This is a genomic window from Myceligenerans crystallogenes, from assembly GCF_039529775.1.
Lineage (GTDB): Bacteria > Actinomycetota > Actinomycetes > Actinomycetales > Cellulomonadaceae > Myceligenerans > Myceligenerans crystallogenes.
Genome location: NZ_BAAANL010000002.1, coordinates 449,255 through 471,446, shown reverse-complemented (window position 1 = coordinate 471,446; position 22,192 = coordinate 449,255). Strand labels below are relative to the sequence as shown.

The 22,192-nt window shown below is 73.2% G+C and carries 18 protein-coding genes; 5 read left to right on the top strand and 13 right to left on the bottom strand.

The window, feature by feature from the left end; translation table 11 throughout:
- The first annotated feature begins 124 nt into the window (after positions 1-124).
- Positions 125-1,681 carry an RICIN domain-containing protein gene (locus ABD208_RS06890; RefSeq protein ID WP_344100899.1) on the top strand — a complete coding sequence of 519 codons (1,557 nt, stop codon included), beginning with the start codon at positions 125-127 and terminating at the stop codon, positions 1,679-1,681.
- Here the strand turns inward: ABD208_RS06890 and ABD208_RS06885 are convergent.
- Entirely contained in the window at positions 1,678-2,451 is a 774-nt protein-coding gene (locus ABD208_RS06885) for a YqjF family protein (protein ID WP_344100897.1), read from the bottom strand. The genes ABD208_RS06890 and ABD208_RS06885 overlap by 4 nt on opposite strands.
- Positions 2,452-2,614: 163 nt before the next feature.
- Positions 2,615-6,265: a phosphodiester glycosidase family protein gene (locus ABD208_RS06880; protein ID WP_344100895.1), complete on the bottom strand. Its 3,651-nt coding sequence runs from the start codon at positions 6,263-6,265 to the stop codon at positions 2,615-2,617.
- A gap of 151 nt (positions 6,266-6,416) precedes the next feature.
- Between ABD208_RS06880 and ABD208_RS06875 the strand changes: the two genes are divergently transcribed.
- Positions 6,417-7,037: a hypothetical protein gene (locus ABD208_RS06875; RefSeq protein ID WP_344100893.1), complete on the top strand. Its 621-nt coding sequence runs from the start codon at positions 6,417-6,419 to the stop codon at positions 7,035-7,037.
- Between the two features lie 150 nt (positions 7,038-7,187).
- Here ABD208_RS06875 and ABD208_RS06870 read toward each other — a convergent pair whose 3' ends face one another.
- Positions 7,188-8,582: an MFS transporter gene (locus tag ABD208_RS06870; RefSeq protein ID WP_344100891.1), complete on the bottom strand. Its 1,395-nt coding sequence runs from the start codon at positions 8,580-8,582 to the stop codon at positions 7,188-7,190.
- A complete protein-coding gene (locus tag ABD208_RS06865; RefSeq protein ID WP_344100889.1) occupies positions 8,579-9,331 on the bottom strand; it encodes an ArsR/SmtB family transcription factor in 753 nt (250 codons plus the stop codon). The genes ABD208_RS06870 and ABD208_RS06865 overlap by 4 nt, the downstream gene beginning before the upstream one ends.
- Before the next feature lie 697 nt (positions 9,332-10,028).
- Here ABD208_RS06865 and ABD208_RS06860 point away from each other — a divergent pair.
- The gene (locus ABD208_RS06860) at positions 10,029-11,975 is read left to right on the top strand and encodes an HNH endonuclease signature motif containing protein (protein ID WP_344100887.1); all 1,947 of its coding nucleotides are present in this window, start codon (positions 10,029-10,031) and stop codon (positions 11,973-11,975) included.
- 58 nt (positions 11,976-12,033) lie between these two features.
- On the opposite strand, the gene ABD208_RS06855 is transcribed toward ABD208_RS06860, so the two are convergent.
- From ABD208_RS06855 to ABD208_RS06835, 5 genes are all read right to left on the bottom strand, one after another.
- Positions 12,034-12,585 (bottom strand): RBBP9/YdeN family alpha/beta hydrolase, encoded by a 552-nt coding sequence (locus ABD208_RS06855; protein WP_344100885.1) that lies wholly within the window; start codon positions 12,583-12,585, stop codon positions 12,034-12,036.
- 203 nt (positions 12,586-12,788) lie between these two features.
- Positions 12,789-13,217 carry a RidA family protein gene (locus ABD208_RS06850; RefSeq protein ID WP_344100883.1) on the bottom strand — a complete coding sequence of 143 codons (429 nt, stop codon included), beginning with the start codon at positions 13,215-13,217 and terminating at the stop codon, positions 12,789-12,791.
- A 59-nt stretch (positions 13,218-13,276) separates the two neighbouring features.
- The gene (locus ABD208_RS06845; protein ID WP_344100881.1) at positions 13,277-13,711 is read right to left on the bottom strand and encodes a hypothetical protein; all 435 of its coding nucleotides are present in this window, start codon (positions 13,709-13,711) and stop codon (positions 13,277-13,279) included.
- Positions 13,712-14,045: 334 nt separating this feature from the next.
- Positions 14,046-15,725 (bottom strand): cellulase family glycosylhydrolase, encoded by a 1,680-nt coding sequence (locus ABD208_RS06840; protein ID WP_344100878.1) that lies wholly within the window; start codon positions 15,723-15,725, stop codon positions 14,046-14,048.
- Between the two features lie 207 nt (positions 15,726-15,932).
- Complete coding sequence (locus ABD208_RS06835; RefSeq protein WP_344100876.1) at positions 15,933-16,475, bottom strand: TetR/AcrR family transcriptional regulator; 543 nt, start codon at positions 16,473-16,475, stop codon at positions 15,933-15,935.
- A gap of 110 nt (positions 16,476-16,585) precedes the next feature.
- Here ABD208_RS06835 and ABD208_RS06830 point away from each other — a divergent pair, with 110 nt between their 5' ends.
- Positions 16,586-17,527 carry an SDR family NAD(P)-dependent oxidoreductase gene (locus ABD208_RS06830; RefSeq protein WP_344100874.1) on the top strand — a complete coding sequence of 314 codons (942 nt, stop codon included), beginning with the start codon at positions 16,586-16,588 and terminating at the stop codon, positions 17,525-17,527.
- Here ABD208_RS06830 and ppk2 read toward each other — a convergent pair.
- From ppk2 to ABD208_RS06815, 3 genes are all read right to left on the bottom strand, one after another.
- Positions 17,524-18,414, bottom strand: a complete 891-nt coding sequence (gene ppk2 / locus ABD208_RS06825) for a polyphosphate kinase 2 (RefSeq protein ID WP_344100872.1) — start codon at positions 18,412-18,414, stop codon at positions 17,524-17,526. The genes ABD208_RS06830 and ppk2 overlap by 4 nt on opposite strands.
- Before the next feature lie 158 nt (positions 18,415-18,572).
- Positions 18,573-19,250: a class I SAM-dependent methyltransferase gene (locus ABD208_RS06820; protein ID WP_344100870.1), complete on the bottom strand. Its 678-nt coding sequence runs from the start codon at positions 19,248-19,250 to the stop codon at positions 18,573-18,575.
- Positions 19,247-20,308 (bottom strand): NAD(P)/FAD-dependent oxidoreductase, encoded by a 1,062-nt coding sequence (locus ABD208_RS06815; RefSeq protein WP_344100868.1) that lies wholly within the window; start codon positions 20,306-20,308, stop codon positions 19,247-19,249. The genes ABD208_RS06820 and ABD208_RS06815 overlap by 4 nt, the downstream gene beginning before the upstream one ends.
- A 101-nt stretch (positions 20,309-20,409) precedes the next feature.
- Here ABD208_RS06815 and ABD208_RS06810 point away from each other — a divergent pair, with 101 nt between their 5' ends.
- Positions 20,410-20,979, top strand: coding sequence for a helix-turn-helix domain-containing protein (locus ABD208_RS06810; RefSeq protein WP_344100866.1), 570 nt, complete (start codon positions 20,410-20,412; stop codon positions 20,977-20,979).
- Between the two features lie 18 nt (positions 20,980-20,997).
- On the opposite strand, the gene ABD208_RS06805 is transcribed toward ABD208_RS06810, so the two are convergent.
- Positions 20,998-22,140 (bottom strand): SGNH/GDSL hydrolase family protein, encoded by a 1,143-nt coding sequence (locus ABD208_RS06805; RefSeq protein WP_344100864.1) that lies wholly within the window; start codon positions 22,138-22,140, stop codon positions 20,998-21,000.
- Positions 22,141-22,192 lie beyond the last annotated feature (52 nt).

The following is a 22,192-nucleotide window of genomic DNA, read 5'->3' as shown; positions in this document are numbered from 1 at the left end:
TGACTCCGGGTCCGGCGGTCGCCATTCTTGTCGCGGATGGTGACGTTAACATGCTGCGTTGACGTCGGCATCGGTTCGCATCAGCCCCCTACCGTGCAGAGTCGCACGAGATCGGTCCGGCGCCATGAGAATCTTCCGCAAGCATCGCCCCAATCCTGGGGAAAGCGCAGTCCGCCGCGGTTCGGAGGGCCGTCGCGTCGTCGGCCGCCGTCGTCCCGCGGCAGCCGTCGCCGCGTTCGCGGCGCTCGCCCTGCTCCCCGCGACCGCCCTGGCGGCCGCGGTCGCCACGGCTCCGGCGGCCACCGCCGCCACCAGCCAGTTCCGCGGCGTGAACTGGGCCGTGTACGGCGACAACTTCGTCACGGGCCCGCTCGTCCTGGACGGCCTGTCCGGCTCCGACAGCTACGCCACGGTCTACGCCAAGGCCGACGTCGTCTACGACCAGATGGAGTCGCTGCTCGGGGTCAACACCGTGCGGCTGCCGGTCAACACCCACACGGTCGGCACCGACTGGTGGACCCGCTACCGCGGCGTGATCGACGCGGCCACGGACCGCGGGTTCAAGGTCATCCTCGCGTACTGGGAGGACGGCGCCGCGTCGGGCGGCAAGGTCACGAACTACGCCGCCTGGAACACCATGTGGTCCGAGGTCACCAACCGCTACGGCGGCAACTCCCGGGTCTACTTCGAGCCCATGAACGAGCCGCACGGCTACACGTCCGCCGCGTGGCGCGACGTCGCCGCCGACTGGCTGGAGTACCACTACTCGGCCCCGCGCGAGCGGGTCCTGATCGGCGGCACCGGGTACAGCCAGGACCTGCGGGACGTGTGCAACGACTCCCGGTTCGGCGGCACGCTGCTGTCGTTCCACCACTACGCGTTCTTCTACGGCGAGAACACGTACGACGGCTGGAAGAGCCACATGACCACGCGCCTGGGCAACTGCGCGTCGCGCGCGGTGGTCACGGAGTTCGGCGGTGCCATGCACACCGGCCTGAACTACGGCGACCCGAACAGCGGCGACAACTTCGTGCGGCACATCCGGGCGGTCACCGACGTCATGCGCTCGCACACGATGGGCGGCACCTACTGGCCGGCGCTCGGCGGCAAGCCGACCGGGACCCTCGGCTACGACGGCTACTCGATCCTGCACAAGACCGGCAGCGGCACGAACCTCACCCTGAGCGTCCGCAACACGTCCGGCGCGAACCGCCTGCGCTGGGCGTGGGGCGACGACGTGGACCCGAACGCCGGCAACGGTTCCGGCGGCGGCACGGTGACCGACGTCGTCAACGCCGCCTCCGGCAAGTGCATGGACGTCGTCTCGGCGTCCACCGCCGACGCCGCCGAGGTGATCCAGTACACCTGCGGCAGCGCGTCCAACCAGCAGTGGCTGCTGCGGGACCTGGGCAACGGCTACCACAACCTCGTGGCCCAGCACTCCGGCAAGTGCCTCGACGTGAACCAGGCGTCGACCGCCGACGGCGCCGCGATCATCCAGTACGCGTGCGGCAGCGGCACGAACCAGCAGTGGCAGCTGCGCGCGGTCACGGGCGGCCACCAGCTGGTGGCCCGCCACTCCGGCAAGTGCCTGGACGTCCCGGCGGGCAGCACGTCCGACGGCACCCGCCTCAAGCAGTACACCTGCAACTCGGGCGCCAACCAGCGCTGGACCCTCTAGGCAGGCGGGAGTCTCCGGCCCCTGCGGACCGCGACCCCGGAGCCGTCGGCGACGAAGGCCGAGTACGGGGCGGTTCGCAGGGCCTCCCGGAACCGGGGGCCGTAGACGGTCGCGACGTCGCAGTCCAGCTCCGCGTGGCGCGCCTGCCAGACGCGCCATCGCGGGTGTTCCACCTGGTACTCGACGCAGCTCCCGTCGCGCTGGGCCGCGTAGCCCCAGTAGTGCTCGGTGACGAACTCCTCGTGGGACCCCGGTTCCGGGAGGGCCGGTGCGCCGGTCACCTCGGCGTGCAGGCGCTGCCAGGTGCGTCCCTCGCGCCAGGCGTAGCCGACCAGCCCGGCGGGCGTCTCGCCGTCGTCGGCCAGCTCGATGCGGTGCCGCATCGGGCGGGAGACGTAGCGCTCGCCGTAGGCGAGCCGCGCGACGGCGGCGAGCGCCGGCCGCGGCACGATCTCCTTGACGAAGACGACGCCGCGGCGGGCGGCCTCGGCCCCCGCCGTCTCGCGGCGCACGTAGAACCGCAGGTTGATCTCGTCGAAGTTCCGGTGGTACGGCACGGGCACGCCGACCGGCCCGGCGTGCAGCCGGGTGTCCAGGAACTCGAACCCGACCATGCTGACCAGGGTGCGGCCGTCGTGCGTGTCGAGCTCGACGCCCGCGGGCACGAGCGGCGACAGCACGCCCGGGTCGATCTCGTAGTTCAGCATCACGAGCCGCCGCCACTGCGCGCTGAGGAACTTCGGGGAGGTGCGGGTCCGGGAGGGGGTCACGCCGCGAAGATAACAGCGCGGCGCGGGGCCGGGCCGGCGGGTCGTCGTGTGTCCGTGATCTGCCGCACCACGGTTCTCTGCCGCACCACGGTTCTCGGGTGCGACAGATCACGGATGCTCGTCGGTGGTCGGTGGTCGGTGGTCGGTGGTCCGTGATCCGGCGTCAGCGGGAGGTAACCACGACCCGGAGCGCGCCCGTGACGCCGTTCACGGTGACCGTGACGGTTGCGTCGCCGCGTCGCAGCGCCAGGACGCCGCCGGTGCCGGGGTCGACGGCGACGACGTCGTGCGGGTCGCACTCGCGTGCGGCGTCGCGGGCGTCGTGGTGGCCGTCGAGGGCCGTGACGCAGACGTCGTCGCCGCCCCAGGACGCCGAGACGGGCCAGCCCACCGGGACCTGCCGGTCATCGTCCTGGACGACGACGGCGCGGATCTCCCCGGTCGTGCCCGGCACGAGCGTCTCCGGACCCGAGACCCGGACCTCGTCGGCGCGCGCCTCGACCTCCCAGCCGAGCCAGTCCCGGGCGCCGGCGTCGTCGTCCCCGGCGGGATCGACGCCGAGCATCGACCATCCGGTGAACCCGCCGTCGGCGGGGGTGCCGGCCGGGGACTTGCCGGAGTTGCCGTTGACCAGGTACGGGATGCCGTCCTGGGTGGTGGCGTGGAAGACGCCGGCGTGGGCGCCGACGCTCGCGAGCTGCTTGCCGCTGCGGGCCTCGAAGTCCTCGAACCAGTCGCGCAGGGTGTCGGCCTCGAGGCGGTCCGAGAGCTGGCTGGCCCGGGTGGGCAGCGGGTCGTCGAGGGGGTGGTGGGCGAGGACGACGACGCCGGTGACGGCGTCGTCCCGGGCTGCCTCGTCGAGGGTGCGGCGCAGCAGCTGGAGCTGGGCGAAGTCGCTGCCGAGGCGTCCGGTGGAGGAGTCGAGCACGACGAGGCGGGTCACCTGCCGGTCACGACCGGAGGGTACGTCCAGGACCCGGGTCGTCTCGCCGAACTCGTCGCGGAAGTTGCCGATGGCGCCGCCCATGATCTCGTGGTTGCCGGGCACGTAGTACCACGGGAACGGCTCGGTCCCGGGTTCGCCGAGCTCCTCGGCGAGGATCCGCCGCGCCAGGTCGAAGTCGGCCGGGGTGGCCTCGTCGACGAGGTCGCCGTTGATGACGAGCAGGTCGGGGTCCGCCGCGACGATCTCGCGCAGCGTCCGGCGTGCCCCGGCGACGGCCGGGGAGTCGGGGGTGCGGGCCACGAACTGGGCGTCGGACAGGACGGCGATCCGCAGCGGGGCGTGCGCCGTGGCGCCGTCGCGGGCGACGACCGGGTCCTCGACGCGGGCCGCCGGGGGCACGTCCACCCGCGCCGGCACCTGGGCGCGCAGGTCCGAGACCACGATCTCGCCGCGGTAGCTCGCCGCCGGCCGCGTCTCCAGGACGCGGATCCGCTGCAGGGTCAGCGGGAACCCGACGCCGTCGGGCACGGTGAACTGCGCGAGCCGCCAGCCGGTCCAGTTCACGAGCGGGCCGTCGAGGTTCGCGACGACGCCGTCGCCCTTCTTGACCTGCAGCCGCAGCCAGGCGCCGTTCCCGTCGCCGTGGACCCACAGGGAGAGGGTGCGCGGCTGCCCGGGAATCGGCAGGCCGGCGCCGGGCGCGACGGCGTATTGCCCGCGCGTGGCCGTGGACTGCGTGAAGTCGTAGGCGATCCGCAGGCCGGCCGCACCGTCGTGGCCCTCTGCGGGGCCGACGCCGCCGCCCGGTGCGCGGTCGTTCGCGGACTTCCAGGCGGCGGCGTCGGAAAGGTCTGTGACGGGGACGTCGTCCAGGCCGACGGCGACCGCGACGCGCGAGGTGAACGTCCTGCCACGCGCCTGCACGGCGAGGGTGAACGACGTCGCGCCGGAGGTCAGGCCTCGCACGGTGAACGACCCGTCGCCCGCGGGCACGAGCTCCGCGACAGCCTCGCCGTCGTCGCCCGTGCCGCCGGTGACCGTGACATCGCGGGCCTCGACCGGGGCGGCGAAGCCGGCGGCGTCGTACCCGGTCAGGACGAGCGGGGCGGTGGCGCCGGCGTCGGGCAACGTGACGACGGGGGAGGGGACGGCGGTCCGCGTGAGCGGGCCGAGGACCCGCACGTCGAGGCCGCCGCGGGCGGCGCCCTGCGCGGAGAGGTGATGGGCGCGCACCTCGGCCGTGCCGCGCCGGATGCCCGTCACCGTCGCGGTGGTCCCGGTGCCGTCCGCGGGGGTGACCCGCACCACCGGGGAACCGGCGATCCAGCCGGTCGGCGGGGTGCCGACCGGGTGCATGCGCTCGTCGTGGCCCTTCGCGACGAGCGTGCGGTGCAGGCCGGGGAAGACCCGGGTGGCGTCGGCGGAGCGGGCGGCGGCGGGGTTGTCGGCGCCCGCGGTGGCCGTGGCGGGGCCGACGGCGGTTCGCACGTCGTAGGCCCGCACGCGCCCGCTGCCCGCGGGGACGAACAGGCCGAGCCCGTTCGCGTCCCGGCGCTCGTAGCCGTCCGACGGGCTGTTCAGGATGGTGGTCGCCGTGTCGCCGGGCAGGCGGGCGACCATCTCGGTGGAGCCGCCGCCGTCGAGGTTGATCGCGTCGTCGGCGCCGAGCTGGGCGAACAGCCTGCCGAGGTCGTACAGGTCCGTGCCGACGGAACCGCTCTGCCGCCCGTCGACGACGACGAAGTACGCCGTGCGGCCGTCCTCGCCGAAGCCGACGGCCGTGCGCGGGTGGCGCAGCTCGACGTGGTCGCCCGTGGCGGACGTGACCTCGCCGTCCTCCAGGAGCCAGTCCTCGATCCCGCCGCCGACCGCGGTGGTGATGTCCGCGGGGTCGCCGCCCAGGTCGTCGCGGAGGGAGTAGGAGATCGCCACGGTGGTACCCACGGGGATCGCGGCCAGCGCGGTCGCCGCGGCGCCGGGACGGGCGACGATCGCGCGCTCGCCGTCGGGGAGCTGGCCGGTGCCGGCCTGCCCGGCGCGGATCGGGCCGACGGCGGTCACCGTGCCGGAGGCGTCGACCCGGACCTCGACCCCCGTCTCGCCCGAGGTCAGGGCGCGGGCGCGGGTGAAGGGACCCCAGGCGGCGTCGTACACGGCGACGCCCCCGGCGGGGACCGCGGTGACGTCGACGCCCGCGACCGGGACCTCGCTCGGGGCACCGCCGCTCGCGGGCGCGGTGCCGGCGTTGCTGCCCCAGGAGATCGTTCCCTGCAGGAGCAGCTGGGCGAGGCGGCCCGCGCCGTCGGGCCCGAACACGGCGGAGCGCGTGCGTCCGGGGCTCGCGGACTTCAGGATCGTGCCGCCGTCCACGGCGGCGCCGAGCGCCGCCCCCGAGTTGTTGATATCGAAGTAGTCCGCGTTGATCGCGGCGACCGCGCCCCGCGCGGCGGCCATCTCGGTGACGGTCGCGTTCCCGGCGACCAGCGGAAGGCCGGGCGCGCGCTCCGGCCCGAGGTAACCGGCCTCGACGTCGTCGCCCAGCCGGGCGACGAGGACCTCGCCGCTGAGCCGGCCGTCCCCGGAGATCCGGGAGAACTGCGTCAGCTCCAGGCCGGGCGCGATCAGGCGCTCGTCGCGCCGGGTGACGATCGCGGCGCCGGCGTCGTCGAGGGGGAGGTCGGCGACGTCGTCGTCCCGGCGGTCGGGGAGGATCCCCGGGCGGGGCGACAGGCCGATCGCCGACGGCGCGACCGCGGGTGGCGGGTCGGCGGGCGGAGTGCTTGCGGCAGGGGCGGCTGCCGCAGGAGTCGCGACGGACAGGGCCGCGGTCAGTGCGGCGGCTGCCGCGCCGGTGCGGGAGAAGCGCACGGTTCCTCCTGGAGGGTGGGTGGTCCCACCCAAGCCGGAGAACGTTTCCGTTGCCCGACGCCCGGCTGAACAGTGGTCGGCACCTTGCCCGGTGCTCGGGCCGGCGCCGGGTCGCGGCGCAAGGCACCGACATATGCGGAACTATGACGCCATGAACTTGTATGCGGCCGCACCCGGGCGGGCCTTCCGGCAGATCCTCGGCGACCTGCTCTTCCTCGGCTGGATCGCGCTGTGGGCGTGGGCCGCCACGATCGCGCACGACGGCGTCCGGCAGCTCGCCGAGCCCGGCCGCGCCACCATGGACGTCGCCGGGGACATGTCCGCGCAGCTGCGCGACGTGGAGTCCCGCATCGCGGGCGTGCCGCTCGTGGGCGACGACCTCACCGCGCCCTTCCGCGGGCTCGCGCAGCAGACCGACAACCTCGGGGCGGCGGGCGCGTCCCTCGTGCAGACCGTGGAGACCCTGGCGCTCGCGGTCGGGATCGCCGTGCTGCTGATCCCGGTGCTGCTCGTCGCCGTCGTCCATGTGCCCCTGCGGATCCGGTTCGTGCGGCGCGCGAGCGCCGCGGCCCGCGCCGTGCGGACGTTCTCGTCGGGGGAGCGGGCCGAGCTCGCCCTGGAGCTGTTCGCGCTGCGGGCGCTCGCGAACCAGCCCGTCGCGAAGCTGGCGGCGATCAGCCCGGACCCGATCGCGGCCTGGCGCGCGGGCGACGAGGCGGTGATCCGGCGGCTCGCGCATCTGGAGTTGCGGTCGCTCGGGGTCCGGCGCTGAGGGGGCCGGGGCTGAGAGGGCCGGGGCTGAGAGGGCTCGCGCTGAGGGGCTGGCGCCGGGTGGTCCGGTGCTGAGGGGTCCGGTGCTGGGTGGTCTGGTGCTGAGGGGTCCGGCTCTGAGACGGCCCGGCGCCGCGGCGGCGGGCTCGCCTCAGGCCGGCGGGCGCTCGCGGCGCAGGGTCGGGAGGTAGCAGAAGGCGCCGAGCACGCTCAGGGCGCCGGCGGCCACCATGGCGGTCTGGTTCGACGTGGTCCCGGCGAGCTGCCCGAGCGCGACGGCGCCCACCGAGAACGCGCCGAACGCGACCATCGAGTTGAGGGACAGCACCGTGGCGCGGTTGCGGGCCTCCGCCTCGCGGTGCAGCAGGGCGGAGTGCATCGGGCCCGCGCTGCCGTGCAGGGCGTACGTGAACAGGTAGGCGGCGATCAGTCCCGCGGGGCCGGTGACGAGGCCCATGACGACGGCGCCGAGGCCGTTGAGGACGCGCGCGAGGATCGCGGTCCGGGTGACTCCCAGGCGCGGGGACGCGAGTCCGGCGAGCGCCGACCCGCCCGCGAAGACCGCCCAGCCCACGGCCGTGACCGGCCCGTTCAGGGCGCCGGCGGCCGCCTCGCCGTTCTCGGCCCCGGTGCCGGCCAGGATCTCGGCGAGGCGGATCGGCTGGAACGTCTCGAAGACGATCATCGCGAGGGACCAGAACACCTCGACGAGCACCAGCCCGAGGAGCACGCGGTTGGTGCGCAGGAGGCGGATGCCGTCGGCGATCGTGGCGAGGGTGTCGTGGATTCCGGCGGAGACGACGGTGAGGGGGCGGGGCGTCGCCGTCGGGTGACTTGCCGGCGGTTTGCCGACGGGTGGGTTGCCGGGCGGCGGACTCGCTGCGGGGGAACCCGTGACCGGCGAACCTGCGACCGGCGGATTCGTGAGGGATGAATCCGCGACCGAGGGCTCCCGCAGGGGCGGTTCCTTCATCAGGAGGGCGACCGCGACGAGGTGCCCGCACGCGAGCGCGGCGTAGACCGCGTAGGGGAGCGTGAGCGCGGACCATGCCGGGACGGGATGCCACCAGATCAGACCGCCGCCGATCAGCGCGCCGATCGCGATCGAGACGCCGAGGACGGCGCCCGCGGCGGCGAGGGCCCGGCTGATGTCGGTGTCGGTGCCGCGCCGCGTGCGATGCACCGTGTCGACGTACCAGGCCTCCAGCGGTCCCGAGTCGAGCGCGCGGAAGATCCCGAACGCGGCCGACGCGAGTACGAACGCCCAGAACGAGTGCGCGGCCGTGAACAGGATCGCGGCCCCGATCTGGACGACGGCGGCCGCCAGGTAGACCCGGCGTCGTCCGAAGGCGTCGGCGAAACCGCTGGTCGGCAGTTCGAGCGCGAAGACGACGAAGCCCGTGACGGCGGCTGCGGCGAGGGCTTCGGCGACCGTCAGGCCGCGTTCGAGCGGCAGAAGGGTCGTGACGCCGACGACGAGGCCCACCGGGAACCAGCGCGTGAAACTGAGTGTGAGCAGGGTGCGGCGGGCGGTGACGGGCGTCATCGGTGCACTTCCGGGGTGGGGTCGAGGGGGAGCGGGGTGTTTCCGGCAGGGTCGGTGCTGGGGTTGCCGGGGCTGCCGGGGCTTGGGAGGTTGTCGGGGTTCGCGGGGTTCGCGGGGTTCGCGGGGTTCGCGGGGCGCGGTGGGGCGGCGTCGTGCGGCGGTTCGCCGGGTGCGGGCGGCGCGTCGTCGGGGTCGATCGGGAAGCTGAACTGCCACAGGTGGATGCGGCGTGCCCGGGGGTTTCCGGCGTCGGCGTCGCGGTAGCGGCGGACGGCGGCCTCGATCTCCTCGTTGAGCCGGGTGAGCCGTTCCGGGGTGACCTCGACCCAGGCGTCGCTCATGCCGGTGGCGTCCTGCCAGTCGGCGGGCCAGGCGCCGACGACGTCGAGCCAGCGGGTGTACTCGGTGTCGAACAGGCGGTGGTAGTCGCGGACCAGCCAGCCCAGGGCGGTCGCGGCGTCCTCGTCGTCGGCGAAGTCGGATGTCGTCCAGCCGTGGCTGCTGGTGCTGGCGCGCCACAGGCGGCGTTTTCCGGCGCCTTCGCCGGTGTCCTCGACGAGCCCGACCGCATCGAGTCTTCGCAGGTGGTAGCTGGTGGCACCGGTGTTGGTGCGGAGTTTCGCGGCGAGCTCGGTGGCGGTGGCGGGGCCGTCGCGACGGAGCCTGGTCAGCAGGCGCGAGCGGAGGGGGTGAGCCAGGGTCTTGACGGCATCGGCGGTGAGGTGGAGATGGGAGTCGGGGGTGGACATGAGTGCAGAATACTTGTGCACAAGGATTGTGCACAATGTTTCTCGCGCGGGACGGGTCGATTGTCGTGGCGTCACTGACGCGAATTGCCTCCCTGTGCTGGTCGGCTGTCGACCGATGGGGTTTATCCACAGATTCGCTGTCCGAGTAGCGACTCGTGATTGGTAAGCATAGGATCGAACATGAGAGCGATCCGGTGAGTTCTGGCAGGGGGGGTGTGCACCGTGACCGAGGTGATGCCAGGTGGTGCCGTGCCGTCGCAACAACGGCTGGACGACGACGCAGTGGCGGGTCTGCTGGTGCAGCTGCGTCGGTGCACGCCGGGGCCGCGGCTCGCATCCTTGCTGGAGATCCTGGTGACCGCATCGCAGGCGGCGGTCCGCCCGGACGACGTGGAGGGCCCGTCTGCTCCCGAGGGCGTCGCTGCTCCTGAGGAGCCCATCACTTCTGAGAAAGCGGACACTCCCGCGTCGGGATGTTTGGCCGCGGGAATCGGGCCAGAAGGTACGGCCGTCCCGCAGGGCCCAGCCGGGTCGAGTGGCCTGCCGCCCGTGGAACCGTTGTCGGTGCTGGCGGGTTTGGATTCGGTGGAGTTGGGTGTGGTGATTGCTGGTGCGGAGCGGTTGGTGTCGTGGGCGCGGGCGGTGCAGGCGCGGGCCGGGGCCGTGCTTGTCAGGGAGCAGGGTGGGGTCATGGGGGGTGGAGCAGGCGGCCACGATCGTGAAGGACCGGTTGAAGGTCACTGCGGCCGAGGGCAGTCAGGCGGTGATCCGCGCGCACGAGTGTGCCCGGTTCCCGCGGGTCCTTCACGCCCTGGAATCAGGGCAGGTCACCGCCCGTAAGGCCGACACCCTTTTGCGTGCGGGCCAGGGTCTGACCGAAGACGAGCGCGCCGCCGCGATCGAGGTGCTGCTGCCCGAGGCCCCGTCACGCACCTGGAAATGGCTCTCGGACCAACTCAACGCCCTGACGGTCCGTCTGCACGGATCCACCCTGGAGGTCCGTCAGGCCGAGGAACGCTCCAACGTGTGGCTGGAGACCGCCGGCCCCGGCATGGGCCTGTTGTCCGCGCTCCTACCCGCCAAGGACGCCGCCCGCGTCTACAACGCCGTCCAGGCCGGCTCGGACCAGCTGATGCGCCTGCCCGGGCAGACCCGCCGCCGCGGCCAGGCCCGCGCTGCCGCCCTGACCTCCCTGATCACCGGCCGCATCATCCCCCACCCCATCAGCGAACACACCACCGACCCGGATACCACGACCAGCGACGTCACAGCCGTGGACGTCGCTACCAGGTACGCGCCTGGCGTGGACACGACGGTCAGGGAAGCAGGCGGCACGGCGACCGGCGTGATGGGACGGACTGGATCGAGCACCGCGGCCGGCATCGGTGCAAGGCGCGACACCGACACCGACACTGGACAGGTCCGTCTCAGCGTTCCGGTGACCGGCCCCGGGGTGCTCGTGGAGCCGTCCGCGGACACCGACCTCGTGCCCGTCCCCCACGAGGACGACGGCATCCTGTCCACCGCACCCCGACCAACTGACAACGAGGCAGCCGCCGGTGAGGTCGGGGTCGTGATCCGCGGCATCGAGGTGCCCGCCACGATCAACGTCGTCGTACCCGCCAACGTCCTGGCCGACCCCGGCGAGGACACCCCCGGGATCCTGGACCACCTCGGACCCATCCCCGCCGACCTCGCCCGCCAGATCGCCGCCGAAGGACTCTGGCGACGCCTGGTCACCGACCCCGTCACCGGAATCCTCACCGACTACGGCACCACCGCCTACCAACCCCCCACCCACCTCCGCGACGCCGTGCGCCACCGCGACCACACCTGCACCCACCACGGCTGCGACCACCCCGCCACCCACTGCGACCTCGACCACATCACCCCCTACAACCACCAGCAACCCCAACCACCCGGCCAGCCACCACCCACCAGAGCCGATAACCTCCACGCCCTATGCCGCCACCACCACAACCTCAAAACCCTCGCCGGATGGGAAGTCCAACGCGACCCCACCACCGGCACCGAACACTGGACCTCGCCCACCGGCCACACCGCCACCTACCAACCCCAACCCACCGACCCACAACACCGCTACCAGACCATCAACCAGATCCAGCTGCCCGAAAACGACGAGCGTGGCAGCACGCTGCCTGAAAACAACGGGCGTGGCAGCACGCCGTCCGACACCAGTACGTCCAGGGACCAGCGACGGGACGACACGCCACCCGCTGCCGGTGCCGGGAGTCAGCCGACCAACAGCAACACTGAAGCAGGAGAAGCCGGCGGAACCGGCGGTCAGAACCCCCGCAAACCAGAAGGACACCCCGCCTACGATCGCAACCGACGACCAGCCAGCGGCGCCGATGAGCGGAACGCCAACAGGCAGAAACTGCAGGACACCACCAACCCCGACCGACAGAACCCCGACAACGACAACGACAACGCCGGCCGGACCACACCTGAAGGCAGTCTCCGGCGGCGACCGACGCCGGAGCCGCAATCGGTCCCGCGGCTGACCGTCGCCCGCCCACTCAAGAACCCGGCGACCCCAACCCCAAGGGCCGCGAAACGGGTTACCCCTAGCGGGAGCTCTTCGATCTCAGACGGCGACGACGATGCGCTGCCGCCCTTCTAGAACGGGCCGGTGGAACGGGTCGCCCCCCGCAGGGTCCGGCGTTGGGTCGACAGCGTGCTCAGGGAATCAACCGATCCACCAGTTCCAGGGTGTCGGCCTCGAAATGCCGGGGATCGAGCTGCGTACCCGCGCCAGGCGCCGGATCGTCCCGGACCACCAGTGTCCCGCGGAGCCGGCGCTGCATGGCCCGTCCCTGCTCGGCGTCGCACCCGTACGGATCGGTCACGGAGTTGACGAACCACAGGTCACCGGCGCTGCGCCGGATCGCGGGCCAGTCGTACGTCGTCTGCAGGGCGGGCTCGGTGCCGTCGTTCGGGGGAGTGCTGTACCCCGCCACGAGAACGCTCTGCGCGACTGCCACCTCCAGCCGTTCCAGGACGGCGAGCAGCAACGCGGCCCCTCCGGAATGTCCCACCAGGACGGTCTCCTCGTCGAACCGATGCGCCAGGACCTGCGGCAGCACGTCCGCCAGCGGGTCCACGTTGATCCCCGGATGATGCGGGACGACGACGTCGTACCCTCGTTCGCGCAACCGGCTGCCGAGCCACGAGTACCAGAGCCACTCGGGCCGGGCCCCGGTCCCGTGAAGAATGAGGGCGTTGCGGGACATGCTTCTCCTGCCTGTGCGTGCGGATCGTTCCGTGAACATTCCCGGGCGTCGTGATCACTCCCGGTGTCCCCGCCCGCCGTGGTCTTCGTCGTCCTTGACGCGGGGAGCAGGCTCCGCCACGAATCCGTTGCCGGACACGACACGTACGCTACTCGTGGCCGAACCTACCCGTCACCGTCGGTCGCTCCCGCTCCCGCTCCCCGTCACGACGACGGCGTCGCCCGGCGCGGCAACGCCGCCGTCAGGTCCACCTCGACGAGCTGCCCGGGGAACCCGAGCTGCGCCACCCCCAGCAGCGTGCTCGCCGACGTGAACGCCGGCCCGAGCTCGGATGCGGTCAACCGGTGCCAGGCGGCGCCGAGCACCCCGGAGTCGTCGCTGACGACATAGATCACCGATCGCACGACGTCGTCCGGCCGGGCCCCCGCCGCGTCCAGCGCCGCGAGGGCGTTGACGACGACCTGATCCGTCTGGGCGTCCAGGTCGCCCGGGCCGACCAGCGTCCCGCTGCGATCGAGCGGGCACTGCCCGGCCAGGTATGCCGTCGGGCCGGCGTCGGCAATCGTCACGTGGTGGTAGCCGGGCGTCGGATGGAGCGACTCAGGATTGCTGCGTACTATCTCGCGACTCATCTCGTCTCGTCTCATCCCATCTCGTCTCGCGTTCCCGCCGGTCTTCTCCGGCCCGCTTCTCACGCGGGTAGACCCCTCCGCGCCATCCGGTCGGCACGCCTCCGGACCCGCCGCACGATGCTCCACGTCGCCAGCTTGTGCAGCCGCGAGTCGAACACCAGCAGCCGGTAGACAGTCCCGAGCACCCCGGGGAAGACGGCGTCTGTGTGTGCTTCCAGGCGGGTCCCGCCGTCGGCGCCCGGCAGCAACCGGAACGTCAGACGATACGCGGAGAACCGATGCGCACCGTCGAGCACGAGCACCTGCGGCGGCATCGCGCCGTCGACCCGGAAACCCGGGACCAGGGAACCCGCCGCGAGCGGCCGTGGGCCGCCGCGGCCCCGGTCCCGGCAGCCCATGAGCCGCACGTACCGGTCCGGCCCGAGCACCTCGACCTGAAGCAGGACCGCCGCCCACACCACCTCCGGCGACGCCGCGACCTGAGACGCCCGCACGTCCCGGTAGCGCCGCGGCCCGCCGCCCCGCTCGCCGGACGATCCGCGGCCTGGCCCGCCAAGGCGTCCACCGGCACGTCCGCCGAACCGTCCACCGAACGCACCGTCCACGCCGCGACACTACCGCCGCAGGACCGCCGGTCGGCGCCGGACCCCGAGCGAGAGGGGCGCCTGACCGACCCCAACCCCGGCGCCGTCGTCGACCGGAACGGTATCGACGGTTCACGGTGCTACGACCACTTCACGGGGGGGGTGGAGCGCCTGACGTCGTGCCTGACAGGACGCGGGGCCGCGATCCGTGCGATCCGCGGCCCCGCCTCGTACCGAGCAGGCGTCAGCCCGCCGCCCCCGACACCGCGGTCCCCTCGCGGGTCACCGTGTACGACACCTTCTCGCCGCTCCAGAAGTGGAACGTCAGCCGCACGGGCCGCGCGTCGGCGACCTCGTTGAAGAAGGCCGGGCGCAGGATGATCGCGCCGTTCGCCTCGTCCGGCGTGAACGCGACGTCGTACTCCTTGTACGAGGTCCAGTTGTGCGGGCCGGCGTTCGTGCCGTCGTCGGCGTACCTCGCCTCCATCGTGGCGAGGCGGTCGCCGTCGAAGGACGTGGGGATCGCGAAGCCGTCCGTCGTGCCCTGCGCCGCGCCGAGCTCCGGCGTGCCGAACCGGATCACGTGCAGCTTCCACGGCAGGCCCGAGGAGTACTTCACCCGCAGCGTGGCCCGCTCGCCGGTCGCGCCGGAACCCGCCAGCCGCCCGAGCAATGCCGCCGAGAGCGTCAGCGTGTCGCCCGAACGCGTGTAGTCACGCCCCGCCCGCAGTGCCCGCGGTCCCTCGTACACCCCGCGGAACGAGGTCCCGTGCGGTTCGAGCGTGACGGTCCGCGCCGTAGCGGCGCCGTCGGCGTCCACGAACACCAGGTCCGACGACGCCGTGCCGCTGCGCCGCACCCAGCTCGTGGACAGGTACGCGAACAGCTCCTTGTCCCGCCACGTGAACGCCGTGCGGTCGAAGTGCTGGCCGTTGTCCCAGAGCATCGTCGTGACGTCGGTGGTGCGCGCCAGGTTGCCGGTGTACTCGAAGAACTTCAGCTTCTCGCCCTGCTCGATCGTGCCGGTGTGCCGGTCGAAGCCGAGCAGCCCGAACTCCCCGAGGATCACCGGGATGCCGCGCGCCGTGAACGAGTCGTGGACGCGCTGGAACGTCCCGTCGGCGTCGGCCCGCGCGGTCGCGTCGAACCGGAAGCCACCCGCCACGTTCACGCTGAACGGCCAGTACCCGTAGAAGTGCACGGTGGCCGCGAGGTTCGGGTCCGCGAGCTCGTCGAACGTCGCGTTCAGCGCGTCCAGCCGCCCCTGGTCGGCGTTCGTGTGCAGGGTGGGCAGCACGAGCACGCGGTCGGCGTTGCCGCCGCCCGACGCGCGCACGATCTCGTGGAAGCGCGTGTTCAGCTCGTCGAGCAGGGTGTATGACGTCGCGTCGTCGACCCCGGCGAACTGCGGCTCGTTGATGCTCTCGAACAGCACCTCGCGCGGGTGATCGCGGAACCGCTCCGCGATCTGCTCCCACAGGGCGTCGTACTGCGCGACGACGGCGTCGTGCTCCGCCGGCATCGCGTTCGCCCACGTCCACGAGTCGTGGTGGATGTTCAGCAGGACCATCAGGTCCTCGTCGAGCGCCAGGTCCACGACCTCCTCGACGCGGTCCATCCACACCGGGTCCACGGCGTAGCCGGGCGCCCCGCCCTGGTGCTGGCCCCACGACACCGGGATCCGGACCGACCGGAAGCCCTGGTCCTCGATCTCGTCCAGCAGCTGCCGCGTCACCCGCGGGTTGCCCCAGGCCGTCTCGTCCGGGCCCAGGGCGTCCAGGGTGTTGCCCAGGTTCCAGCCCGGCTGCATCGCGGCGACGACGTCGGCGGCGCTCGCGGGTGCGTGCCGGGCGGCGGGCTGCGCCGTGGCGGGGGCCACCGAACCGGCGAGGAGCGCCAGGCCGGCGACCGCGACCGCGACCACCTCGCGTACCGGCCTCCGGCGCCCTGCTGTTCCCGGCCGTGCCGCCGGCCGCAACGTTGAATTCTTCACTCCGATGCCCTTCCTCGCGCATGGTGGAGACGCTCCGGCGGAGACTCCGTCGAAGCGCTTCAACAGTAGGGAGTCCGGGGGCCGCGAACAAGGGGCCGAGCTGGTGCGTATCGGTTCGGAGGGGCCGTGCGGCGCGGGTCAGCCCGGCGCCGGCCGGAGCCCCGCCAGGACGATGTCCACGTACACGTCCCGGTCTTCCGGGGTGCCGAGCTGGACGGCGTGCTCGATGCCGCACACCAGGTGCTGGACGCGCGCCGGGGTGAGGTCCGCCCGCGCGGCGCCCGCCGCCTGGGCGCGGTCCAGGATCCGGGCGAACAGGCCGAAGATCTCGGTGCGCAGGGCAGCCGTCGTCTCGCCCACGTCGGGGCTGGTCATGACCGCCTGGAGGCCGCCGACCTCCAGCTGCAGGTCGAGGGCCGCCCGGATCAGCCGGCCGAGGCCCGCCGCCGGGCCGGGGTCCGCGGCTGCCTCGCGCGCGAGGTCGCGCAGCCGCTCCAGGGCCTCGGTGGTGAGCGCCTCGAGCAGCGTCTGGACCGTGGGGAAGTGCCGGTAGACCGTCCCGACGCCGACGCCCGCCGCCCGCGCGACGTCGTTCAACCGCAGGGAGCCGGCGTCGGCGCCGCGGGCGGCGTCGAGGATGCGGGCGCGGCTGCGGACGGCGTCGGATCGCTGGGCGGGCACGGGGAGAGTCTAGCGCGCCAACCGGATTGACGATCCGTTTCGGGGTGGGCTACGTTGGCGACGGTCAACCGGATAGATGATCCGGTTGTGACGAGCCCCCTGGAGACCCCATGACCTGGAACCCCGCCCGCCTCCCCGACCAGACCGGCCGCACCCACGTCGTCACCGGCGGCAGCGCCGGCATCGGCTACTTCGCCGCCGAGCAGCTCGCCGCCGCGGGCGCCCACGTGGTCCTCGCCTCACGCTCGGAGAGCAAGCTCCAGGCCGCGCGCGCCGCCCTCCGCGGCCAGGTCCCCGGCGCGCAGGTCGACACCGTCGTTGTTGACCTCACCTCCCTGACGTCCGTCGCCGACGCCGCCGTCCGTATCGCCGGCCTCGCCCGCGTGGACGGCATCTTCCTCAACGGCGGCGTCATGGACCTGAGGCACAGCACCACCCCCGACGGGCTCCCCACCCTCCTGACCAGCCACGTCCTGGCCAACGCCACGCTCCTCGCCGGGATCCTGCCCGCGCTCGCGGCCACCGGCCGCGACCACGGCACCGCCCGCGTCGTGCACGCCTCCACGGGCTTCGTCACCCGCTTCAAGCAGCGGGCCGACGACGTCGCCGGGGTGCCGCGCCTCGGCGTGCACGCCTACACCAAGGTCAAGACCGTCACCGAGATCCTCGCCTTCGAGCTCGACCGCCGCCTGCGCGCCGCCGGGGTCCCCGTCGCCTCGATCGTCACCCGCCCCGGCGTCGGCGTCGACGCGCGGACCCCGCACCGCCCCGGCGTCCGCGACGCCGGCACCCCCTACCAGCGCAACCCCTTCACCCCGTTCGCCCAGGGCAAGGACACCGCCGCCTGGGCGGCGGTGCGCGCGCTGACCGACCCCGGCGCCCGCGGCGGCGACTACTTCGCCCCCGCGGGCGCCTTCAAGGGCCGGCCCGTCCGCGTCGAGCCGACGCCGCGCACCGCGTCACCGGACCCGGCGCTCGCGGCGAGCGTGTGGGACCAGGTCGAGGCGCTCGCGGGCGTGAGACTGCTCGACCCGTCCCTGGTCGCGGGCTAGTCGCCGACCGCCTCGATGCCCCGCCGGATGATCTCCGGGTCCGGGGTGCCGACGACGGCGTCGTCCTTGCCCTCGTAGTCGAAGCGCGACAGGAAGTGGCGCATCGCGTTCACGCGGGCGCGCTTCTTGTCGTTGCTCTTGATGGTGATCCACGGCGCCCAGTCCGTGTCGGTGCGGCGGAACATCTCCTCCTTGGCGGCCGTGTACTGCTCCCACTTGTCGAGGGACTCCAGGTCCATAGGGGAGAGCTTCCAGCGCCGCACCGGGTCCACCTGGCGGATGATGAACCGCGTGCGCTGCTCGGCCTGGGTCACGGAGAACCAGAACTTCGTCACCGTGATGCCCGACTCCACCAGCATCTTCTCGAACAGCGGCGCCTGCGTCATGAACTGCTCGTACTGGTCGGCCTCCGCGAAACCCATCACCCGCTCGACCCCGGCCCGGTTGTACCAGGACCGGTCGAACAGCACCAGCTCGCCCGCCGTCGGCAGATGCTGCACGTACCGCTGGAAGTACCACTGGTTCTGCTCGCGCTCGGTGGGCTTCGAGAGCGCCACCGTCCGGGCGTAGCGCGGGTTGAGGTGCTCCATGAACCGCTTGATCGTGCCGCCCTTGCCCGCGGCGTCACGCCCCTCGAACAGGACCACGTGCCGCCCGCCCGTGGCCGTGACCCAGCTCTGCAGCTTCAGCAGCTCCACCTGCAGCAGGTACTTCGTCTCGTCGTACTCGGCGCGCGGCATGCGCTCCTCGTACGGGTAGTTGTCCCGCCAGGTGTCCACCGCCCGGCCGGCCGGGTCGATGAGCACCGGGTCGTCGTCGTGGTCCTCGCCGACGGTGTGCCCGTCGATCTGCAGCTTGTCGATGTACTGCCGCACGTCCTCCAGCATGCGGGCACGCTAACCCGCCCGGCTGAACGGAGAGTGGACGGCGTGGGTCGGGGCTGCGGTCGGCCGGCTGCCGAGCGGTCGGTCCGATGTCCGTGCGGTCGGTTCCCCGAGGGGCCGACTTCTCGACTTTCGACCGACCGTCCGCGGCAAGCCGCCGACTACATTGCATCCTCACGTTTGACCAGGACCACGCTGTCGAGCAGCGTCGCCGGGTCGCCCTCCGGGCTGGTGACGGGGCGCTCGCGGGTTTCTGCCGCCAGGACGGTCCAGCCGGCGCCGAGCTGGAGGGCCGCCAGGTCCCGCTCCGGGCTGGGGAACGGGTAGCCCTCCGTCATCTCCGGCGGGGCCCACGACGGCGCCGCGGCGTGCGCGAGGACGAGCATCCGGCCGCCGGGCGCGACCGCCCCGGTGGCCCGCCGCAGGATGTCGGCGCGCGGGATCTCGACCGGCCACGACTGCAGGAACGACGCCGTGACCAGGTTGTACGTTGTCTCCGCGGTCCAGGTGGCGAGGTCGTGCGCGACGAACTCCGCTCGCTCCGGCGGGATGCCCGCCGCGGCGGCCGCCGCCCGGCCACGCGCGACGGCGGTGGGGGAGAGGTCGACGCCGGTCACGGTCCAGCCCTGCCGCGCGAGCCAGACGGCGTCGCCGCCCTCCCCGCAACCGAGGTCGAGGGCACGGCCGGGCGGCAGGTCCCCGGCGACGTCGGACAGCACCTGGTTGACGCGGCCCGACCAGACACCGTCGGAACCGGCGTAGCGGTCCTCCCAGAACTCCGCGGGGGTCATCCCGTCGGGGGTGGTGCCGGTGTGCGTGTGGTTCGCTGCGTGGTTCATCGTGCGGTCCCCTCGGTGGTGGCTGTGGCTGTGGCTGCGGCCGTAGGTGCGGGTGCGGCGCCCTCCGCGAGATCGAAGTCCTCGGTGACCAGCGCCATGTTCACCGCGCCGCCGGTCTGCGCGCCCGCGCCGATCGACATCGGCACCGTCAGGCCCGGGTTGACGACGTTCCCGGCCGCCCAGATCCGCGCGGAGCTCGTGCGGCCGGTCTGGTCGACGTCGAGGAAGTTGCCCATGGGCGTCTCCGAGCGAGCCAGCCCCAGCGGCGCGAGGAACGCGTCGTGCGGGACGGACTCGCCGCCGGCGAAGATCGCGTCGACCGGGACGACGACGCCGTCCGCCGTGCGCACGCCGGACATCGCGGCGGAATCGCCGCCGGCTCCACCGGCGCCGCGCCCGGCGCCGTCGTCCCCGAGCACCTCGACCACGGGAGAGGTGACGATCTCGACGCCGCGGGCGCGCAGGCGCGCCTCGAGCTCGGGCGTGAGCAGACCCGCGTCGGACGCCGCGCCGTCGGACGCCATGCCGTCGGACACCCCGCCCGCGAACACCACCACGTCCTCGCTCCACTGCCGCACCAGCTGCGCCCGGTGCAGGTCCATCGCGGACGTCACGAGCACGCCGAGCCGCCGGTCGCGCACCTCCCAGCCGTGGCAGTACGGGCAGTGCAGCACCGTCGTGCCCCAGCGCCCGGCGAGGCCGGGCACGCCGGGCAGGGAGTCGGTGATGCCGGTCGCCACGACGAGCGCCCGCGCGGTCAGTTCGGTCCCGTCGTCGAGGGAGACGACGACGGCGCGGTCCTGCTCCTGGACCTCGGTCACCCGGCCGTCGCGGACCTCGACGCCGTACCGGGCGACCTCCTCGCGTCCGCGCGCCAGCAGCGCGGCGGGTTCGGCCCCCTCGTTGCCGAGCACGCCGTGCATGTGCGCGGCGAAGCGGTTGCGCGGGCTGCCGGCGTCGACCACCAGCACCCTGCGGCGCGCCCGCCCCAGCAGCAGCGCGGCGGACAGGCCCGCGGGGCCGCCGCCGATCACGATCACTTCCCAGGACTCGTTCATGCGGCCACCATCGCCCGCAAGGTATCGTGAGTGCAAGCAGACTTGCAGTATTGGCAAGTCTTGCGGGACCGGCAAGCACCTTTGCGGGACGAGGGGAACCGATGTCACAGGACCTGAAGCAGGTGGGCCCCAGGCTGCGCGCCGCGCGCCAGGCGCGGGGCTGGACCCTGGACGAGCTGGCCGAGCGCGCCGGGATGTCGGCCAGCACGCTGTCCCGGCTGGAGTCGGGCAAGCGGCAGGCGAGCCTCGAGCTGCTGCTGCCGCTGACCCGCCGCCTGGGCATCCGCGTGGACGACCTGCTGCCCGCCGAGGACGCCGACCCGCGCGTCCGGCGCCCCGAGATCCGCCGCGACGGTCAGGTCATCGTCCCCCTCGCCCCCGAGGACTCCCGGATCAGCACCTACAAGATCACCTTCCCGCCCCGCGCGGAGCCGCCCGAGCCGCGCGTCCACGACGGCTTCGAGTGGTTCTACGTCCTGAGCGGCAGGATCCGCCTGATCCTCGGCGACCAGGACCTCGTCCTCGCCCGCGGCGAGGCCGCCGAGTTCGACACGCGCACCCCGCACTCCATCAGCGCCACGGGCGGCAAGCCCGCCCAGGTCATCAGCATCTTCAACGACGACGGCGCCCGCATCCACACCCACACGGGCCCGCCGGGCGACCGGGGCTGATCGGCCCCGGTCCGCGGGTCAGCGGACGGGTCCGCGGGTGCGGGGCCAGGGCACGTCGAGGGTCGCGACGAGCTCCTGGAGCCGGTCGGCCATCAGCTCGTGGTCCGCGGCCGACGGGTGCCAGTGGCAGCCCATCAGGTCGAGGCCCGCGCCGTAGTGCCAGTGGGTGACGTCGGCGTCGCCCGCGGCGTTGCGGTCGGCGACGATCTGGCGGGTCGTCGCGACCATGGGGCCGGCGTCGGTGGCGGTCACGACGATGTCGGCGTCCGGGTAACGGCCGCGGAGCCTGTCGAGGAAGTCGTGGTACGCCTCGGTGTACGCAGCGATGAGGTCGTCCTGCCCGGCCCACTCCTCGCCGTCGTGCAGGGGGGTGGAGAAGTCGTTGACGCCCAGGCCGACGACGACGAGCTGCGGGTTCCAGCTCGCGGGACGCTCCCAGACGTCCCCGTCGACGGCGAGCAGGGCGCGGTCGTAGTAGGTGCGGTAGCTGGTGCCGGGCTCGCCGCCGTTGTAGTTGCGGACCATGCCGCGGCCGGAGATGGCGTTGAGCTGGTGGTCGGCGCGCAGGGCCCGGGCCGTGAGGGCGCCGAAGGTGCGGTCCGCGTTGGTGGTGCGGTTGACGTCGTCGCCGGTGCACTCGCGCGTGGTGGACTCCAGGCCGTAGCCGGCGGTGTGGGAGTCGCCGATGAACTCGATCTGCCGGGCGCGGGGCGCGGGGCGAGGGAGGATCCGGCCGCCGGCCGCCGGGACGAGGCCGCCGAAGGAGCTGGTCGCCCACGGGCTCTCGCCGCGCTTGACGACCCGGACGGTGTGCCTGCCGTAGGGGAGGCCCTCGATCCAGTGGACGCCCGCGCCCGGGGTGACCAGGGTCCGGACGGTCCGGCCGTCGATCTGGACGTCGTAGTCGGCGCTGCCGTCGTCGAGGTCGATGCCGACGGCGGTGCCCTTGAAGCGGCCCTCGAAGGACACGCCGGGCCAGCTGAACGCGGCGCGGGCGGGGCCCGTGCCGAGCGGGGCCTCCTTGACCCGGCCGACGGTGTGGACCTGGTCGGTGACGGCGGCGGGGGCCGGGGTGGCGGAACTACCGGCGGCCGTGCCTGTCAGGATCATGGCGCAGGCGAGGGCCGCGCTGGTGGCGAGGAGCAGGGCAGGGCGCTTCATCGGGCCTCCCGGGTCGGGGCGTCGGCCGAGGTCTCGGGCCCCGGCACGACGC

What these genes read in the sequence shown, in the direction of transcription:
- ppk2 (WP_344100872.1), bottom strand. Translation starts at nt 18,414, where the DNA reads ATGCTGGAGGACGTGCGGCAGTACATCGACAAGCTGCAGATCGACGGG.
- ABD208_RS06815 (WP_344100868.1), bottom strand. Translation starts at nt 20,308, where the DNA reads ATGAACGAGTCCTGGGAAGTGATCGTGATCGGCGGCGGCCCCGCGGGC.
- ABD208_RS06855 (WP_344100885.1), bottom strand. Translation starts at nt 12,585, where the DNA reads ATGTCCCGCAACGCCCTCATTCTTCACGGGACCGGGGCCCGGCCCGAG.
- ABD208_RS06850 (WP_344100883.1), bottom strand. Translation starts at nt 13,217, where the DNA reads ATGAGTCGCGAGATAGTACGCAGCAATCCTGAGTCGCTCCATCCGACG.
- ABD208_RS06820 (WP_344100870.1), bottom strand. Translation starts at nt 19,250, where the DNA reads ATGAACCACGCAGCGAACCACACGCACACCGGCACCACCCCCGACGGG.
- ABD208_RS06810 (WP_344100866.1), top strand. Translation starts at nt 20,410, where the DNA reads ATGTCACAGGACCTGAAGCAGGTGGGCCCCAGGCTGCGCGCCGCGCGC.
- ABD208_RS06830 (WP_344100874.1), top strand. Translation starts at nt 16,586, where the DNA reads ATGACCTGGAACCCCGCCCGCCTCCCCGACCAGACCGGCCGCACCCAC.
- ABD208_RS06875 (WP_344100893.1), top strand. Translation starts at nt 6,417, where the DNA reads ATGAACTTGTATGCGGCCGCACCCGGGCGGGCCTTCCGGCAGATCCTC.
- ABD208_RS06890 (WP_344100899.1), top strand. Translation starts at nt 125, where the DNA reads ATGAGAATCTTCCGCAAGCATCGCCCCAATCCTGGGGAAAGCGCAGTC.
- ABD208_RS06865 (WP_344100889.1), bottom strand. Translation starts at nt 9,331, where the DNA reads ATGTCCACCCCCGACTCCCATCTCCACCTCACCGCCGATGCCGTCAAG.
- ABD208_RS06870 (WP_344100891.1), bottom strand. Translation starts at nt 8,582, where the DNA reads ATGACGCCCGTCACCGCCCGCCGCACCCTGCTCACACTCAGTTTCACG.
- ABD208_RS06805 (WP_344100864.1), bottom strand. Translation starts at nt 22,140, where the DNA reads ATGAAGCGCCCTGCCCTGCTCCTCGCCACCAGCGCGGCCCTCGCCTGC.